This is a genomic window from Caldimonas tepidiphila (assembly GCF_003569765.1).
Lineage (GTDB): Bacteria > Pseudomonadota > Gammaproteobacteria > Burkholderiales > Burkholderiaceae_C > Caldimonas > Caldimonas tepidiphila.
This window is the reverse complement of the sequence record NZ_QXMG01000005.1, coordinates 1-15,262: the sequence shown is the minus strand read 5'-3', so window position 1 is coordinate 15,262 and position 15,262 is coordinate 1. Positions and strand designations below refer to the sequence as shown.

The window sequence follows — 15,262 nt, the reverse complement described above, 5'->3', positions numbered from 1 at the left end:
TCGGGGGATCGTCGTCCTACCCTCGCGCGAAGGAGATTCCCCATGCATGTCGGCGTGCTGACCGGCGGCGGCGACTGCCCCGGCCTCAACGCGGTGATCCGCGTCGTCACGAAGGCGCTGATCAACGAGTGCGGCGCGCGCGTCACCGGCATCGAACGCGGCTTCCTCGGGCTTGTCGAGCGGCGCGTGCGCCCGCTCGACGCGCGTGCCGTCGGCGGCATCCTGGGCCAGGGCGGCACGATCCTCGGCACGCACAACCGCGCCGACCCCTTCCGCTGGTTCGGCGCGGGCGGCGCCGACGTCTCGGCGCAGGTGCTCGACTACCTGCGCGAGCTCGGGCTCGACGCGCTGGTCGCGATCGGCGGCGACGGCACGATGGCGATCGCGCACCGCTTCAGCCAGCTCGGCGTGCCGGTGGTCGGCGTGCCGAAGACGATCGACAACGACCTGATGCACAACGACCGCAGCTTCGGCTTCGACAGCGCGGTGGCGGTCGTGACGGATGCGATCGAGCGGCTCGAGACCACCGCGCGCAGCCACGGCCGCGTGATGATCGTCGAGACGATGGGCCGCTATGCCGGCTGGATCGCGCTGGAGGCCGGCATCGCCGGCGGCGCCGACGCGATCCTGATTCCCGAGATCCCCTACGAGCTCGACGCGCTGGTCGCGCTGTGCCGCGAGCGCGAGCAGGCGCAGGGCTACACCATCGTCTGCGTCGCCGAGGGCGCCAAGCCTGCCGGCGGCACGCTGACCGTGCAGGCCCGCCTCGCCGACAGCCCCGATCCGCTGCGCCTCGGCGGCGTCGGCCAGGTGCTGCGCGCGCAACTCGAGCAGCACCTCTCGAGCGAGGTGCGCGCCACGCTGCTCGGCCACGTGCAGCGCGGCGGCGCGCCGACCGCCTTCGACCGCGTGCTCGCCACCCGCTTCGGCCATGCCGCGGCGCGCCTCGTGCAGCGCGGCGAGTTCGGCCGCATGGTGACGCTGCAGGGCGCCGACTGCGTCAGCGTGCCGCTCGCGCAGGTGGCGGGCCTCAACCGCTGCGTGCCGATCGACCATCCGCTGCTCGACACCGCGCGCAGCCTCGGCGTCTCGCTCGGCGAGCGGCGCTGAGCCGGACGGAGCCTCAGTCCAGCAGCAGCCACAGCCACAGCGGCGCGGTGGCGACGAAGCCGAGCGTGCTCAGCACGATCGTCGCGGTCGCCTCGCCCTCGCGGCTGCGGTAGCGCTGCGCGAACATCAGCGCGTTCGAGCCGGTGGGCATGCCGGCGGCGAGCACCATCACCGTCAGCGGCAGCCCGTGCAGTCCCGCGACGAAGTGGCCGACCAGCGCCACCAGCAGCGGCAGCGCCAGCAGCTTGGCCGCCGCGAGCGGCAGCGCCTCGCGCAGCGAGCCGGCGAGCCCGTAGTGCGCCAGCGACATGCCGATCGCCAGCAGGCACAGCGGCACCACCGCCTGCGCGAACATCAGCAGGATCTCGTCGACCGCGCCGGGCAGCGTCGCGCCCGTGAGGTTGAAGGCGAGGCCGGCGATCACCGGCAGCACCACCGGGTGGATCACGGTGTTGCGCGCGGTGGTCCACAGCATGCGGCCGAGGTGCGGGCGCGCGCCGAGCGTGCGCGCCCGGGCGTGCGCCACGTCCATCTCGGCCAGCAGCGTCAGCAGCGTCAGCAGCGTCAGCGCGTGCACGCTCAGGATCGTCAGGTGCACCGCGAGTCCCGCCTCGCCGAAGAGGGCCGTGGCCATCGGCACGCCGAGCTGCGCCTGGTTGCCGAAGATCGCGGAGATGGTGCGCACCGCGGGCGCCGGCGCGTCGTCCTCGCGGGCGCGACGGCGCTGCAGCAGATAGAGCGCCATCGCGAAGCCCAGCACCGGCACGAAGAAGGCCGCCAGCAGCGACCAGGGCAGCGTCGTCAGGTCGATGCGCGCGGTGGTGCGGAACAGCAGCGCCGGCGTGAACACGAGGAAGGCCGCGTTCGACAGCACGCGCGCGGCATCGTCGCTGCCGAGCCAGCGCGTGCGCCCCGCCACCCAGCCCACCAGCACCACCGCGGCAATCGCCAGCAGCTTCAACAGCATCTGCATCGTCATGGGGGCGGGATTATCCAAACGGAACGCTCGCCATTGCTCCAGGGGGCCGAGAACGGCACTTGCCCTTCAGGCACCATCCCCGCAACTCAGGGCTGCGCAGCACATGCCGCAGCGGCCGATCATCTCCAGCATGCACACCCCGACGACCTCATCGATCCTGCGCTCTCCTGCGGCCCGGCGCGGCTCCGCCTGGCTGCTCGGCGCGCTGCTGGTCGGCTCCGGCGGCCCGCTGCTCGCGCAGCCGGCCTGGGCGCCGCAGGGGGGCTTCGTGCAGGCCGGAGCGGGCGAGGACGTGGGGGCGCTGACGGCGGGCCTGACCTGGCCCTGGGAGCGCCGCTGGCGCGTCGCGGGCGGCGAGCTCGGCGGCTACTGGGAGGCCTCGCTGAGCCGCTGGCGCATCGGGCACGACACCGCGCCGCGCAGCGGGCTCAACCAGTTCGCGCTGACGCCGGTGTTCCGCTGGCGGCCCGGCGGCGGCGCCTCCGACTGGTTCGCCGAGGGCGCGATCGGGCTGACCTACTCCAGCTCGCGCTACGACACCGGCGAGAAGCGCTTCTCGACGCACTTCAACTTCGGCGACCACGTCGCGCTCGGCCGCAGCTTCGGGGCGGACCGCCGGCACGAGCTGCTGCTGCGGGTGCAGCACTTCTCGAACGCCGGGGTGCGCCGGCCCAATCCGGGCGAGAACTTCGTGCAGTTGCGCTACGCGGCGCGCTTCGACTGAATCCGCGACGGCGGGCGTCGGGCTACGAGGCGACGGACCGCTCGCCTGCCGGCGCCAGGTGCTGGGCGGAAGTCACGCCCATCGACACGTAGATGCTGGTGAGCGCCTCCATGCCGACGTCGGCCGGCTTCACCCATTCCTGCGGCACATAGAGCAGCCCGCCGCCGATCGGCACTGGCGCGGTCGGCACCACCACCGCGTGGTAGAGCCGCCCGTCGATCGTCAACGGCTGCGGCGTGGACAGCAGCGCCAGCACCGCCGCGCCGCCCGGGCCGCCGAAGTGGCACCACACCGGGCTCATCGAGCGCAGTCCGTCCTTGTTCGCCGGCTCGCGCCGCGCCATCAGCTCCACCACGCGGGTGACGAGGTCGTGGATGCTGCGCACCAGCGGGATGCGCTGCAGCGCCGACGAGATCGCGCTGGACAGCCCGCGCTGCACGCCGGTCTCGACCACCACGCCGAGCCCGAACACGCCGAGCAGCACCAGGCCGATGCCGATCAGGTAGCTCAGCCACACCGAGCCGGTGACGCCGAGGCCGAGCGCGACCAGCACCGTGCCGAGCAGGCTGTTGGGCCCGAGCAGCGAGTAGACCAGGCTGCCCAGCCACAGGATGATCAGGAAGGTGGCGGCCAGCGGCAGCACGGCGAGCAGGCCGGCGAGGAAGGTGCGCAGGAGGTGTCGGAACGAGGATTTCACGGGGATCGTCAGGGGAAGGATGGGGACGTGGAGGCAGCAGTGTCCGGTGTCGGGGCGCGGCAAGGCACGGACCCTGACCCCCTTGGCGGGGGGCGGGCCGGCGGGCGCCCGGTTTGCCTGTCGACCTTCGACCATGCCTGCCGACGACACCGTTCCTGCCAGCGGCGCCGCATCGACGGCGCGCCTCTTCTACGCATTGTGGCCCGAGCCCCCGCTGAGGGAGGCACTGCTCGCGCACCAGCGCGCCTGGTCCTGGCCGCCGGGCGTGTCGCTGACCCGGCCGGAGCGCCTGCACATGACGCTGCACTTCCTCGGCGAGCTGCCGCGTGCGCTGCTGCCCGCTCTCGCCGCCGCACTGCCGCCGGCGCAGGCGCCGTTCGGGATGCTGCTGGCGCAGCCGGTGCTCTGGCGCGGCGGCCTGGCGGTGCTGCTCGCGCCCGAGGCGCCCGCCGCGCTGGTCGAGCTGCATTCCCGGCTCGCGGCGGCGCTGCATGCGCTGGGGCTGCCGACCGAGACCCGTCCCTTCGCGCCGCACGTGACGCTGGCGCGACGCGCTCACCAGGCCCGTCCGCCCTTGCAGTTCGATCCGATCCCCTGGACGGCGCGCGGCGCGGTGCTGGTCGAGTCGGTGCGTCCCCATGGCGGCTACCGGGTCCTGGCCGAGGCGCCGGGCTGATGGCGGCGAGGGGGGCGAGGGGGGCGGAGCGGGAGAGCAGTCCCTGCGCACACGGGGACGGGAGCCGGGCCGGATTGATCGCGGATTCGCCTGTCGGCTTGAAACTTTCGCCGCCACCGCCATCTAAGAATTCTTTGCAATGCCCGAAAGTCCCGTGATGAACGCCCTGGCCGACCTGCCCCGACGAATCGTCTCCGCGCTGCTGCGAGGCGTGCTGCTGCTCTGCGGGCTGGTGTTCACGCTGGCCTTGCTCGCGGCCGGCCTGGTCGCGGTGCTCGGCATGGTGCTGTGGGGCCTGCTGCGCGGGCGCGGTCCGCAGATGGGCCTGTACTGGCGCATGTTCCGCGCCGCCACCGCCCGCCGGCCTTTCACGGCCGCGGGCATGCGGCGGCCGGCGGGCGGCGCGCAAGCCTGGCGCGGCGGCGCGAGGGTCGTCGACGCCGAGGTAGTGGACGTCGAGGTGCGCGAGGTTCCCCCGGCCAGCCTGCCGTCGCGGCGCTGACGCGGGGACCGGCGCTCAGCCCTGCGCGAGCTTCTCGCGCCGCGCCAGCTCCGGGAAGAGGCGCATCCACAGCCCCGCCACCAGCAGCGTGCCGGCGCCGCCGAGCACCACCGAGCCGACCGGCCCGAGCAGCGCCGCGGTCGCGCCCGACTCGAACTCGCCGAGCTGGTTCGAGGCACCGATGAAGACCGAATTGACCGCGCTGACGCGCCCGCGCATCGCGTCCGGCGTCTCGAGCTGCACCAGCGACTGGCGGATCACGACGCTGACCATGTCGGCCGCGCCCGAGACCGCCAGCGCGGCGAGCGATAGCGCGAACACTTCCGACAGCGCGAACACCAGCGTCGCGACGCCGTAGACCGCCACCGCGGCGAACATCAGCGCGCCGGCGCGGCGCGTGATCGGCCAGCGCGTCAGCGCGATCGACATCAGCAGCGCGCCCACCGCCGGCGCGCCGCGCAGCAGGCCCAGGCCCCAGGGCCCGACATGCAGCACGTCCTTCGCGAAGATCGGCAGCAGCGCCGTGGCGCCGCCGAGCAGCACCGCGAACAGGTCGAGCGAGATCGCGCCGAGCACCACGCGGCGCTCGCGGATGTAGCGCACCCCGGCCAGCAGCGAGGCGAGCGTCACCGGCTCGCGCGGCGGCGGCTCGTGGTCGTAGCGCAGGCGCAGCAGCAGCGCGGCGGCGAGCGCGAACAGCAGCGCGCAGACCGTGTAGACCGCCGAGGCGCCCGCGACGTAGATGAAGCCGCCGATCGCCGGCCCGGCGATGATCGCCCCCTGCATGCCGGCCGAGCTGAAGGCCAACGCCCGCGGCAGCACCGCCGCCGGCACCAGCAGCGGCGCGAGCGCCTGCTGCGAGGGCATCTGGAAGGCCTTGGCGCCGCCGAGCGCGAGCGACAGGCCGAGCAGCAGGTCGCGGCTCGCCCAGCCCCCCTGCGTCGCCGCGAGCAGCACCGCGACCACCGCGAGCTGCGCCGCCATGCACAGCGCGAGCACCCGCTCGCGCCGGAAGCGGTCGGCGACATGGCCGGCCACCAGCGTCAGCGCCAGCGCCGGCAGGAACTGCAGCAGCCCGACCAGGCCCAGGTCCCAGGCGCTGCCGGTGAGGTCGTACATCTGCCAGCCGACCGCCACCATCATCATCTGGTTGGCCGAGGTGCCGGCCAGGCGCGCCCACCAGAACTGCAGGAAGGCGCGGAACGAGAGCAGGGAGTCGGGGGCCACGGTGGTCGGGGGGGCTGCCGGCAAAAGGCAGCGAGCTTAGCGCGCAAGGACACGGCGTGCCGTGCGGGCCGCAGCATGCCCGTCCCCTGACGAAGAAACGCCCCGGCGGGCGGGCCCGGCCGGGGCGTCGTTCCTTCATTGCGGGAGCGCGGCGGGCGCCGTCTCCCGACGGGGCGTCAGGCGCTCTGCTGGATGCCGGCGATCGCCCACTCGCGGCTGCCGTCGGCCGGCCGCACCAGGTGCCAGATCTCGTCGAAGGTCTGGGCGGTGCCGTTGGCCTCCTCGCGGATCAGGCCGTGGTAGCGCACGCTCACCACCTCGCGGTCGCTCTCGCGGGCGAAGTCGACCACCTCGGCGTCGAGCTGCACGACGTCGGTCTGCTGGGCGCCGCCGCGGCGGTCCTGGATGTCGAGCCGCGCCGCGGCGAACATCTCCGGCGTCGTGAAGCGGCGCAGGTCCTCGAGGTCGCCGGCATCGTTGGCAGCCTGCAGGCGGATGAAGATCAGCTTCGCGACACGCTCGAAGGCGCTGCGGTCGAAGTCGGCCGGCAGCGCGGACGGGGCGCCGGTCTGGACCAGCGGCGCGGCCGCGAGGCCGGTCGAGGCCGCCGGGCTGCCGTAGCTGCCGCCCATCGCGGTGCCGCTGCGCTGCAGTGCCGAGTCCTGGCCGGACAGCGTATTGCCCATCGGCGCGCCCGCGCCGGCGTACTGCATGCCGCGCGCACCCTGTGCCTTGTTGGCGGCGAAGCGGCGCACCAGGAAGGCGATCAGCGCGAACGCCACGATGCCGATCAGCATCAGCATCATGAAGTTGGCCAGCTCCTCGCCGAAGCCGAGGTGGCTCGCCAGCGCCGCGAGGCCGAGACCGGCGGCGAGGCCGGCGATCGGACCCATCCACGAGCGGCGCGCGCCCTGCGCGGCAGCGCCCGCGGCGGCACCCGCGACGGGCGCGGCGGCTGCCGGGCTCGCCGGGGCCTGGCCGCCCGGATTGGTCGTGTTCTGCCCGGCGGCGTTGTTCTGCGCGGGGTGCTGCTGCGGCGGAGGATTGGTGGGCGCCTGGCGTGCCGGCGTCTGCCGGCTCATGCCGGACGAGCCCCCGCCGCCGAGCCGCTTGGCCTCGACATCGATGGACGTCGCCGTCATGCCCACCGCCATCAGCGCGACCATCGCGCCGACAAACATCTTTTTCATTTGAAGGGTCTCCTCGATCGACTGCCCTGAGCCGCACCTGCGGCTCTTGACCAGGGGCTTGAAGGTATAGGACTCGCGCGGATGCCGCAGGTTCCGCAAATCGCACGCCCGGGGACGTTTTTTCCTGCCGCTGCGCGGCCGAGCGACGATGGTAACCAAGCGGGGCGGGCGGCGTGCGCCGGGGGCGCGACAATCGGCCTGTCCTCCCGACCCCTTGGCCGCATCCCGCCCTCATGAAGAAAGCTCTCGCCCTGATCCTGCTGCTGGTGGCGCTCGTGCTGATCGCGCCGGTCGTCTGGCATGCCGTGCGCGGCCCGCAGCCATCGGAGCCGATTCGCCACCTGCCGTGGCAGATCGAGCCGCTCGAGGGCGGCGCCTCGCGGGTGTTCGGGCTCGCCCTCGGCGGCGGGGCCACGCTCGGCGACGCACGCGCACTGTGGGGCCCGGAGATGCAGCTCGCGGTGGTCGCGGCACCGGGCGAGAGCGGCGCGCTCGAGGCCTATTTCGAGAACCTCACCGCCGGCGTCGTGACGGGGCGCATGGTGCTCGCCGCGGACCTGCCGGCGCGGCAGGTGCAGCGCCTGCGCGAGCGCGCGGTCAAGACGGAGTTCATGGACAGCACCACGCGCCGCTTCACGCTGCATCCCGAGGACGTGGAGGCGGCGCTGCGTGCGCCGCTGCTCGGCATCAGCTTCGTCCCGTCGGCGCAGCTCGACGAGGCGGTGGTGCTGCAGCGTTTCGGCGAGCCGGCCGAGCGCATCCGCACCTCCGAGCAGGTCGAGCACTTCCTCTACCCGGGCAAGGGGCTGGCGCTGACGCTCGACGCGAAGGGGCGCGAGGTGCTGCAGTACGTCGCGCCGGCGCGCTTCGAGCGGCTGAGCGCGCCACTGCATCGCTCCGCTGGTGACCCGGCGCCGGGAGGGGCCGCGTCCCGCTAGCGCTTCGCGTGCGCGGCCCCGTCAAGGAACCGGACCCCGCGACGGCATCGCGTTTGCCCCGGGCGGAACAGCCGTGCAGGGCGCCGTCCGGGTGTGCCTGCCGGCCTCCTTGAAAGGGGCGCGCGATGACGAGAACCGTCGAGATTGTCCTTCCGTCCAAGCACTCCGGCGCCGTCGTGGAAAGACTGCAGGCGATGAGCGGCGTGATGCAGGTGCAGCTGCAGCCGGGCGCATCGCTGACGCCGCCCGGCGACGTGATCCGCCTCACGGTGCTCGGCCGCGCGCTGCCGCAGGTGGTGGGCTGGCTCGACGAGCGTGGGCTGCTGCGCGGGGAGGGCAGTTCGGTGAGCACGCAGCGCCCGGCCAGCGTGGTGTCCTCGCCGCACCTGCGCGCGCTGGCCCACGACAGCAGCGAGGCGACCTGGGAGGAGATCGACTTCATGATCGTCGCCGAGAGCCACATGAGCGCCAACTCGCTGGTCAACATGGCCTGCAGCGGAGCGCTGGCGTCGATCGGCCTGCTGACGGACTCTCTGCACGTGGTCATCGCGGCGATGGTGGTGGCGCCGGGCTTCGAGCCGCTGTCGCGCATGGGCCTGGGGCTGGGTTGCGGGGGACACGGCCTGCGCCGCGGGCTGGCCGACGTCCTGAAGGGCTATCTCGCGCTGCTCGCGGGTGCGCTGCTGGCGCCGCTGCTGATGCTGGCGATGGACATGCTGCAGCTTCCGATGAGCGGCAGTGCCTACCTCGCGCAGGGCTCGCTGCTGTCGTACTGGGTCTCGATCTCCGCGAGTTCGATCCTCGTCTCGCTGCTCGCGGGCGTGGTCGGCGCGATCGTGCTCGCGACGCACCGCTCGGTGCTCACCGCCGGCGTGATGATCGCGCTGGCGCTGGTGCCCGCGGCGGCGATGGTCAGCCTCGGGCTGGTGCTGGGCGACCCCTACCTATCCGCCCAGGGGGCCAAGCGCTGGCTGCTCGATGCCCTGCTGGTGATCCTGACCTCGGGGCTGGTGTTCGGCTGGAAACGTTGGCGCATCCACCGCCGCGGCATCGTCGACTGAAGGACCGGCTCAGAACGGCGGCGGGCACTCGAACTCCATCGCCGCGCCGCTGGCCGGATGCTCGAGCTCGAGGCGCCAGGCGTGCAGCAGCAGCCGGGGGGCGAGCGCCTGCACGGCCGGGGAGGCGTAGAGCGCGTCGCCGAGCATCGGGTGGCCGAGCGCGCGCATGTGCACGCGCAGCTGGTGCGAGCGGCCGGTGACCGGCTCGAGCTCGACGCGGGTGGTGCCGGGCGGCAGGTCGTGCGCGAGCACGCGCCAGCGCGTCACGGCCGGCTTGCCGTGCTCGAAGCTGACGATCTGCCGCGGGCGATTCGGCCAGTCGCAGGCGAGCGGCAGCTCGAGCGTGCGCCAGCCGCCGCCCGCCAGCCCCAGCCTTCCGTCGACGAGCGCGACGTAGCGCTTGTGCACCCGCCGCGTCTCGAAGGCGCGGCCGAGCCGGCGTTGTGCCTCATCGCCGCGCGCCATCAGCATCAGGCCGGAGGTGGACATGTCGAGCCGGTGCACGACGCGGGCGTCGGGAAAGCAGGCCTGCGCGCGCGCCGCGAGGCAGTCCTGCTTGTCCTCGCCGCGGCCCGGCACCGCGAGCAGCCCGGCGGGCTTGACCAGCACGAGCAGGGCCTCGTCGGCGTGCAGCAGCTCGAGCGGCGGCTCGGTCGGGGGGGCTTGTTCCATCGGCGCGCATTGTCCATGCGCCGCCGCGGCCCGGCTCAGCCCGCCTTGCCGAACTCGCGCGCGATCAGCGCGTAGGAGTGGCGGCGCACCGCCGGGTCGTGGGCCCAGGTGTTGATCACGAGCTCGTCGAGCGCGAGCCGCCCGGCGAGCTCGCGCAGCTGCTCGGCGACCCGCTCGGCGCTGCCGACGAAGGCCTTGCTGCGCGCGATCGCCAGCGTCTCCAGCTCCGACGCCGAGAAGCCGACCGTCGCCACCGTGTCCGGGGACTGCAGCGGCCCGAACACGCCGCGCGCGCGGTCGAGCCGCCAGCGCTCGCGGCTGAGCGCGTGGTGGCGCGCCTCCTCGTCGGTGTCGGCGGCCAGCGCCCAGACGCAGATCGTCGCCTGCGGCTTCGGATGGCGCTCGCTCGGGCTGTAGAGCGAGCGGTAGAGGGCGAGCGACTCATCGACCCCGTCGCCGTCCATGAAGAAGTAGGCGAAGGCGTAGGGCAGGCCGAGCTGCGCCGCGAGCCGCGCGCCGTAGTCGGAGCTGCCGAGCATCCAGACGTCGGGGATGCGCTCGAAGGTGCGGTCGCCGATCGGGCCGGCCGGGTGCGCGCAGATGCCGCGGTGCGGCAGCCCGGTGAGCCAGGCCTGCAGGTCCTGCACCTGCTCGGGGAAGTTCTCGGCCGCCATGTAGGCGTTCGGGTTCAACGCGCGCGCGGTGCGCATGTCGCCGCCCGGCGCGCGGCCGACGCCGAGGTCGATGCGGCCCGGCGCCAGCGAGTCCAGCACGCGGAACTGCTCCGCGACCTTCAGCGCCGAGTAGTGCGGCAGCATCACGCCGGCGCTGCCGATGCGGATGCGCTGCGTGCGCATCGCGATCGCGGCCATCAGCACCTCGGGCGCGGTGCCGACGATGGTCGGCAGGCTGTGGTGCTCGCTGAGCCAGAAGCGGTCGTAGCCGAGCGCCTCGCAGTGCTCGGCAAGCGACACGGTGTCGCGGATCGCTTCGTCTTCGCCGTGGCCGCTCAGGGCGACGGACTGGTCCAGGACGGAAAGTTTCATGCGACCTCGTCAGTGCGGGAGGAAGGGATCATTGTCGGCAATCCGGGCGGACGCCGCGAGGGGCGCCGGGACCGGCGCGTCTCAGGGCGGCGGGGGGCCGAGCAGGGCGCGCAGCGCGTCCTCGTCTTGCACCGGCGCCAGGCACTGCGTGCCGCGGCAGACCCAGGCGGCCGTGTGGCCGGGCGGTGGCAGGGGGCGTGCCAGCGCGGCCGGCAGCGCCGCCTCGTGCCCCGGCAGCGCGATGACCAGCCGCCCCGGCGCGTACTGCGCGAGCAGCGCGTCGCGCCAGGCACCGGCCTGCTCGCCGCGCAGGATCACGAGCGTCGGCGGCCGCAGGTGCTCGGCCAGCGCCTCGAGCAGCCTGCCCTGGCCGCCGGGGTGCTCGGCGAGCGAGGGGGCGAAGAGCTCGAGCGTGCGCTCGGCGGCGCGCAGGTAGCGCGGCTCGCCGAGCAGGTGCCCGAGGCGCTGCAGCGCCAGCGCGGCGCTCGCGTTGCCGGCCGGCAGCGGGCTGTCGTGCACCGGCTTCGGGCGGTGGATCAGCCGCTCGTGGTCGTGCGCGGTGAAGAAGAAGCCGCCGTCGGACGGATCCTCGAAGCGCGCGAGCAGTGCCTCGGCCAGCTCGCCCGCCCACACCGGGTCCGCGGGCCGGAAGTCCGCCTGCATCAGCGCCAGCAGCGCCTCGAGCAGCCAGGCATGGTCGTCGAGGTAGGCGTCGAGATGCGCGCGCCCGTCCTTCCAGGTCGCGAGCAGCCGGCCATCGGTCCACAGCGTGCCGCGGACGAAGCCGAGCGCGCGCCGCGCCGCGGCGAGCCACTCGGGCCGGCCCCGCACCGCGCCCGCGCGCGCCAGCCCGGCGATCGCCAGCGCGTTCCAGCTCGTCAGCACCTTGTCGTCGCGGCCGGGCCGCAGGCGCGTCTCGCGCGCCGCGAGCAGCTTCCCGCGTGCCGAGGCGAGCCGGTCGGCGAGCACCGCCTCCGACGCGCCGAGACGCTGCGCAAGCTCGGGCAGCGTGCGGGCGACCCGCAGGTGCCAGAAACGGCCCTCGAAGTTCGGCGCCGCGTCGAGACCCCAGTGCGGCTCGGCGACCGCCCACTCCGGCGGCGTCAGCAGCGCGCGCACCGCCTCCGGCGTCCAGACATAGAAGCGGCCTTCCTCGCCCGCCGAGTCGGCGTCGAGCGAGGAGCAGAAGCCGCCTGCCTCGTGCTGCATCTCGCGCAGGAGCCAGCCGGCGGTGTCGTCGACGACGCGGGCAAGGCAGGCGTCGCCGCTCAGCGCAAGCGCATCGGCATAGAGCGCGAGCAAGGGCCCGTTGTCGTAGAGCATCTTCTCGAAGTGCGGGATCTCCCAGCGCGGGTCGGTGCTGTAGCGGAAGAAGCCGCCGCCGAGCTGGTCGAGCAGGCCGCCGCGCGCCATGGCGCCGAGCGTGTGCAGCGCCATGCCGCGCGCGCCCGCGTCACCCTCGTCCGCCGCGAGGCGCAGCAGCCAGGCGAGGTCGGTCGGGTGCGGGAACTTCGGCGCGCCACCGAAGCCGCCGTGCTCGGCGTCGTAGGCGCGCGCGAGCCGCTCGCGCGCACTGCGCTGCGGCCCTGCGTCGAGGACGGGCGGCGATCCGCTGGGTCTCGGCAGCGAGCGCGCATAGGTCTCGAGCACCGCCTCGTTCTGCTGCAGGATCGCTTCGCGCTGCTCCTGCCAGGCGGTGGCGACCGACTGCAGCACCTCGCGGAAGGCCGGGCGGCCGCGGCCGACGCGCGGCGGGAAGTAGGTGCCGCAGAAGAAGGGCGTGCCGTCGGGCGTCAGGAAAGCGGTGAGCGGCCAGCCGCCGGCGCGGCGTGCGAGCATCAGGTGGGCGGCCTGGTAGATCTGGTCGAGGTCGGGGCGCTCCTCCCGGTCGACCTTGATGTTGACGAACAGCTCGTTCATCAGCACGGCGGTGTCCGGGTCCTCGAAGGACTCGTGCGCCATCACGTGGCACCAGTGGCAGGCCGAGTAGCCGATCGACAGCAGGATCGGCTTGTCCTGCGCACGCGCTGCTGAGAGCGCCTCGCCGTCCCAGGGCTGCCAGTGCACCGGCTGGCCGGCATGCTGCAGCAGGTAGGGCGAGGTCTCGCCGGCGAGTCGGTTTTCCATCGACGCCTCCATGGAGGCAGAGGCGAGCAATCCGCCGGCCCGGGGGACGGTGCGGGCGAGCCGATGGGGAGGGGCGCCGCGCGCTCAAACAGCGTGCGACGAGGGCGCGGGCATCGACGAGTCCGGTCCCGGCGCTCGCCGTCCTCGTGTCGGGGGCAGGTGGCGTCTCTCGGGCACCCCGGCGCGGCGGCCTCCTGCGATGCCCGGGTTCAGGCGTCGACCTTGAGCGTGAAATTCCTGCAGATGTCGCGGCGATGCACGACGAGTTGATGGGCTTGGCAGCGTTTGAACGGCAGGGGGCCGGGCTGCAGGCAGCGAAGGCAGTTGCCGCAGTTCCTTGCCGAGGCACCCGAGGCCCGATGGATGCCCCGGTCCATGCGGCGTGCAGCTTGGTGGCGGTAGACCGCGCCGAGCCAGTAGTTCCCCAGTCTTCTCAGCAAACGCATCATCTTCCAACAGTGCGCGGCATGCCGTGCCGCCGGCTCACGTTCCCGCTTCTCTTCGAAATCGCGACAACTCGTTTCCCGGACGTCCCGCTCCGGGAGCACCAGCATTGCATATTCTTGACATATTTTGTTACTAATTCATTGCCGTTCAGGGGGGGGATCGGCGGGTCATCCTCTCGCTTGTTCCGGGACCGGACGGAAAACACGCTTCTTCCTGCTGCATGCGGCGGTGCAGCATCCGGCGGCACAATGGAGGTCGCCGGTGACCGTGGGGCCGCAACGTCAGCCGCCTTGCACCGGTCGATGCCCGCTCTCGTTCAGGAAAGGTCCCGGTCCATGCGCCACGTCGTGTTCAACCAGAAGGGGGGGGTGGGCAAGTCCACCATTGCCTGCAACCTCGCCGCGATCAGCGCCCAGAAGGGGCTGCGGACCCTGGTGGTGGACCTCGACCCCCAGGGCAACTCGACGCACTACCTGCTCGGGGCGGCGGTCGACTCTGCCGGGGCGACACTGGCCGGCTTCTTCGATCAGATGCTGAAGTTCAGCGTGCGGCCCAGGAGCGTGATCGAGTTCGTGCATGCTTCGCCCTTCGAGCGACTGCATGTGCTGCCCTCCCATCCGGAGCTCGAGGAGATGCAGGGCAAGCTGGAGTCGCGCTACAAGATCTACAAGCTGCGCGAGGCGCTGGAAGAGATTGCCTCCGAGTACGACCGGGTCTACATCGACACGCCGCCCGCGCTGAATTTCTATACCCGCTCGGCGCTGATTGCCGGGGAGGGGTGCTTGATTCCGTTCGACTGCGACGATTTCTCGCGTCGCGCGCTCTACTCGCTGCTCGAGAACGTGCAGGAGATCCGGGCCGACCACAATGCGGGGCTGCGCGTGGAGGGCATCGTCGTGAACCAGTTCCAGCCCCGCGCCAACCTGCCGCAGAAGCTGGTGCAGGAACTGATCGACGAGGGGCTGCCGGTGCTGCAGCCCTACCTGAGCGCTTCCGTGAAGATCCGCGAATCGCACCAGCAGGCGCTGCCGATGATCCACCTCGACGCGCGGCACAAGCTCACCCAGGAATTCCTCGCGCTGCACGAGACGCTGGGCAAGCAAGGATGAAGAACGAGGAGCAGGCTCCCTGCTGCACAGAGGCGTTCCTCACCCCTCCGAGCGGGACTGCTCCAGCCCGGTCTTCAGCAACCCGGCCACCAGTTCGTTGAGGGGAAGCCCGCGCGCTTCGGCCTGCGCATGGAGTTCCTTCACGAGGTCGCCGTGCAGCTTCACAGCGAAGGGCACGAGCCCCTGGGCCTGCTCGATGCGGCGGCGCTCGCGCCGGTCGGGGACCGACCCCGCTTTGGCGCCAAAGCGGCCGGGCGCTCCCGCCTGCTTCATCTGGCCGGCAATCTTCAACCCCTTGTTCTTTTCCAGATCGGTTCTCTTCATCGACATGTTGGCTTGCCTCTCGGAGCGCTGCTCCTGTCAGTGGAAGGGCGCCATCATCGCGCATGTGCTCGTCGCGCAGGGGCGACACCCTGACGGCGTGCGAGGCGGGGGCGGTGCCGGGAGGATCCCGCCTTGCGCAAGTTCGGGCGCGGGGCACCTTTCCAAGAGTGGCCTGCGAGACCGAAAACGGTCAGCAAAAAAGTGCTTGCGCGGTGCCTTGCCTACTGCTAAAGTCTCACCTCTTCGCTGCCTGGCAGCGGAATCCGGGAAGGCGCTACGGTGTCGAGGACGGATTCCGGGGTTGGGTGGTCGAGGGCTTCGAGGTCGGCGGATGTCGACCGCGAAGCGGCCGAAAAGACCGAGCGCTTGACAAGGAATTGAAAAGCGAGCGAGAATAGCGGTCTTCGCTGCTGATGAGCGGCGGTTGTGAGCG

17 protein-coding genes are annotated in these 15,262 nt (G+C 72.5%); 7 read left to right on the top strand and 10 right to left on the bottom strand.

Features of this window, described 5'->3' with window-relative positions; all coding sequences use genetic code 11:
- The first annotated feature begins 42 nt into the window (after positions 1-42).
- Positions 43-1,110, top strand: coding sequence for a 6-phosphofructokinase (locus D3A59_RS08495; RefSeq protein ID WP_119154489.1), 1,068 nt, complete (start codon positions 43-45; stop codon positions 1,108-1,110).
- Positions 1,111-1,123: 13 nt separating this feature from the next.
- Here the strand turns inward: D3A59_RS08495 and D3A59_RS08490 are convergent, their stop codons facing one another.
- A complete protein-coding gene (locus D3A59_RS08490) occupies positions 1,124-2,089 on the bottom strand; it encodes an AEC family transporter (RefSeq protein ID WP_119154488.1) in 966 nt (321 codons plus the stop codon).
- A 130-nt stretch (positions 2,090-2,219) separates the two neighbouring features.
- Here D3A59_RS08490 and D3A59_RS08485 point away from each other — a divergent pair, with 130 nt between their 5' ends.
- Positions 2,220-2,813 (top strand): acyloxyacyl hydrolase, encoded by a 594-nt coding sequence (locus D3A59_RS08485; protein ID WP_119154605.1) that lies wholly within the window; start codon positions 2,220-2,222, stop codon positions 2,811-2,813.
- A 22-nt stretch (positions 2,814-2,835) separates the two neighbouring features.
- Here D3A59_RS08485 and D3A59_RS08480 read toward each other — a convergent pair whose 3' ends face one another.
- Positions 2,836-3,510, bottom strand: a complete 675-nt coding sequence (locus D3A59_RS08480; RefSeq protein WP_240635994.1) for a DUF502 domain-containing protein — start codon at positions 3,508-3,510, stop codon at positions 2,836-2,838.
- 133 nt (positions 3,511-3,643) lie between these two features.
- Between D3A59_RS08480 and thpR the strand changes: the two genes are divergently transcribed.
- Positions 3,644-4,186 (top strand): RNA 2',3'-cyclic phosphodiesterase, encoded by a 543-nt coding sequence (thpR, locus tag D3A59_RS08475; RefSeq protein ID WP_157991454.1) that lies wholly within the window; start codon positions 3,644-3,646, stop codon positions 4,184-4,186.
- A 139-nt stretch (positions 4,187-4,325) separates the two neighbouring features.
- Positions 4,326-4,688: a hypothetical protein gene (locus D3A59_RS08470; RefSeq protein ID WP_157991453.1), complete on the top strand. Its 363-nt coding sequence runs from the start codon at positions 4,326-4,328 to the stop codon at positions 4,686-4,688.
- A 15-nt stretch (positions 4,689-4,703) separates the two neighbouring features.
- Here D3A59_RS08470 and D3A59_RS08465 read toward each other — a convergent pair whose 3' ends face one another.
- Positions 4,704-5,915 carry an MFS transporter gene (locus tag D3A59_RS08465; RefSeq protein WP_205665142.1) on the bottom strand — a complete coding sequence of 404 codons (1,212 nt, stop codon included), beginning with the start codon at positions 5,913-5,915 and terminating at the stop codon, positions 4,704-4,706.
- Between the two features lie 176 nt (positions 5,916-6,091).
- Complete coding sequence (locus D3A59_RS08460) at positions 6,092-7,105, bottom strand: Tim44 domain-containing protein (RefSeq protein WP_119154485.1); 1,014 nt, start codon at positions 7,103-7,105, stop codon at positions 6,092-6,094.
- A gap of 233 nt (positions 7,106-7,338) precedes the next feature.
- Here D3A59_RS08460 and D3A59_RS08455 point away from each other — a divergent pair, with 233 nt between their 5' ends.
- Both D3A59_RS08455 and D3A59_RS08450 read left to right on the top strand, forming a co-directional pair.
- Positions 7,339-8,043, top strand: coding sequence for a hypothetical protein (locus D3A59_RS08455; RefSeq protein WP_119154484.1), 705 nt, complete (start codon positions 7,339-7,341; stop codon positions 8,041-8,043).
- A 125-nt stretch (positions 8,044-8,168) separates the two neighbouring features.
- A complete protein-coding gene (locus tag D3A59_RS08450) occupies positions 8,169-9,104 on the top strand; it encodes a DUF389 domain-containing protein (RefSeq protein WP_119154483.1) in 936 nt (311 codons plus the stop codon).
- Positions 9,105-9,113: 9 nt separating this feature from the next.
- Here D3A59_RS08450 and D3A59_RS08445 read toward each other — a convergent pair whose 3' ends face one another.
- From D3A59_RS08445 to D3A59_RS25305, 4 genes are all read right to left on the bottom strand, one after another.
- Positions 9,114-9,776: an RluA family pseudouridine synthase gene (locus D3A59_RS08445; RefSeq protein WP_119154482.1), complete on the bottom strand. Its 663-nt coding sequence runs from the start codon at positions 9,774-9,776 to the stop codon at positions 9,114-9,116.
- A gap of 35 nt (positions 9,777-9,811) precedes the next feature.
- On the bottom strand, positions 9,812-10,822 hold the full coding sequence (locus D3A59_RS08440) for an LLM class flavin-dependent oxidoreductase (protein WP_119154481.1): 1,011 nt from the start codon (positions 10,820-10,822) through the stop codon (positions 9,812-9,814).
- An 81-nt stretch (positions 10,823-10,903) separates the two neighbouring features.
- Positions 10,904-12,949 (bottom strand): thioredoxin domain-containing protein, encoded by a 2,046-nt coding sequence (locus D3A59_RS08435; protein ID WP_119154480.1) that lies wholly within the window; start codon positions 12,947-12,949, stop codon positions 10,904-10,906.
- Between the two features lie 209 nt (positions 12,950-13,158).
- Positions 13,159-13,503 (bottom strand): hypothetical protein, encoded by a 345-nt coding sequence (locus D3A59_RS25305; RefSeq protein WP_157991452.1) that lies wholly within the window; start codon positions 13,501-13,503, stop codon positions 13,159-13,161.
- 228 nt (positions 13,504-13,731) lie between these two features.
- On the opposite strand from D3A59_RS25305, the gene D3A59_RS08430 reads away from it, so the two are divergent.
- Positions 13,732-14,505 (top strand): ParA family protein, encoded by a 774-nt coding sequence (locus tag D3A59_RS08430; protein ID WP_119154479.1) that lies wholly within the window; start codon positions 13,732-13,734, stop codon positions 14,503-14,505.
- Between the two features lie 39 nt (positions 14,506-14,544).
- Here D3A59_RS08430 and D3A59_RS08425 read toward each other — a convergent pair whose 3' ends face one another.
- Positions 14,545-14,835, bottom strand: coding sequence for a hypothetical protein (locus D3A59_RS08425; RefSeq protein ID WP_336470410.1), 291 nt, complete (start codon positions 14,833-14,835; stop codon positions 14,545-14,547).
- Between the two features lie 221 nt (positions 14,836-15,056).
- The coding region (locus D3A59_RS25930) for a hypothetical protein (RefSeq protein WP_205665141.1) at positions 15,057-15,262 on the bottom strand (206 nt) is incomplete at its 5' end.

What these genes read in the sequence shown, in the direction of transcription:
- D3A59_RS08495 (WP_119154489.1), top strand. Translation starts at nt 43, where the DNA reads ATGCATGTCGGCGTGCTGACCGGCGGCGGCGACTGCCCCGGCCTCAAC.
- D3A59_RS08490 (WP_119154488.1), bottom strand. Translation starts at nt 2,089, where the DNA reads ATGACGATGCAGATGCTGTTGAAGCTGCTGGCGATTGCCGCGGTGGTG.
- D3A59_RS08485 (WP_119154605.1), top strand. Translation starts at nt 2,220, where the DNA reads ATGCACACCCCGACGACCTCATCGATCCTGCGCTCTCCTGCGGCCCGG.
- thpR (WP_157991454.1), top strand. Translation starts at nt 3,644, where the DNA reads ATGCCTGCCGACGACACCGTTCCTGCCAGCGGCGCCGCATCGACGGCG.
- D3A59_RS08470 (WP_157991453.1), top strand. Translation starts at nt 4,326, where the DNA reads ATGCCCGAAAGTCCCGTGATGAACGCCCTGGCCGACCTGCCCCGACGA.
- D3A59_RS08460 (WP_119154485.1), bottom strand. Translation starts at nt 7,105, where the DNA reads ATGAAAAAGATGTTTGTCGGCGCGATGGTCGCGCTGATGGCGGTGGGC.
- D3A59_RS08455 (WP_119154484.1), top strand. Translation starts at nt 7,339, where the DNA reads ATGAAGAAAGCTCTCGCCCTGATCCTGCTGCTGGTGGCGCTCGTGCTG.
- D3A59_RS08450 (WP_119154483.1), top strand. Translation starts at nt 8,169, where the DNA reads ATGACGAGAACCGTCGAGATTGTCCTTCCGTCCAAGCACTCCGGCGCC.
- D3A59_RS08445 (WP_119154482.1), bottom strand. Translation starts at nt 9,776, where the DNA reads ATGGAACAAGCCCCCCCGACCGAGCCGCCGCTCGAGCTGCTGCACGCC.
- D3A59_RS08440 (WP_119154481.1), bottom strand. Translation starts at nt 10,822, where the DNA reads ATGAAACTTTCCGTCCTGGACCAGTCCGTCGCCCTGAGCGGCCACGGC.
- D3A59_RS08435 (WP_119154480.1), bottom strand. Translation starts at nt 12,949, where the DNA reads ATGGAAAACCGACTCGCCGGCGAGACCTCGCCCTACCTGCTGCAGCAT.
- D3A59_RS25305 (WP_157991452.1), bottom strand. Translation starts at nt 13,503, where the DNA reads ATGCTGGTGCTCCCGGAGCGGGACGTCCGGGAAACGAGTTGTCGCGAT.
- D3A59_RS08430 (WP_119154479.1), top strand. Translation starts at nt 13,732, where the DNA reads ATGCGCCACGTCGTGTTCAACCAGAAGGGGGGGGTGGGCAAGTCCACC.
- D3A59_RS08425 (WP_336470410.1), bottom strand. Translation starts at nt 14,835, where the DNA reads ATGTCGATGAAGAGAACCGATCTGGAAAAGAACAAGGGGTTGAAGATT.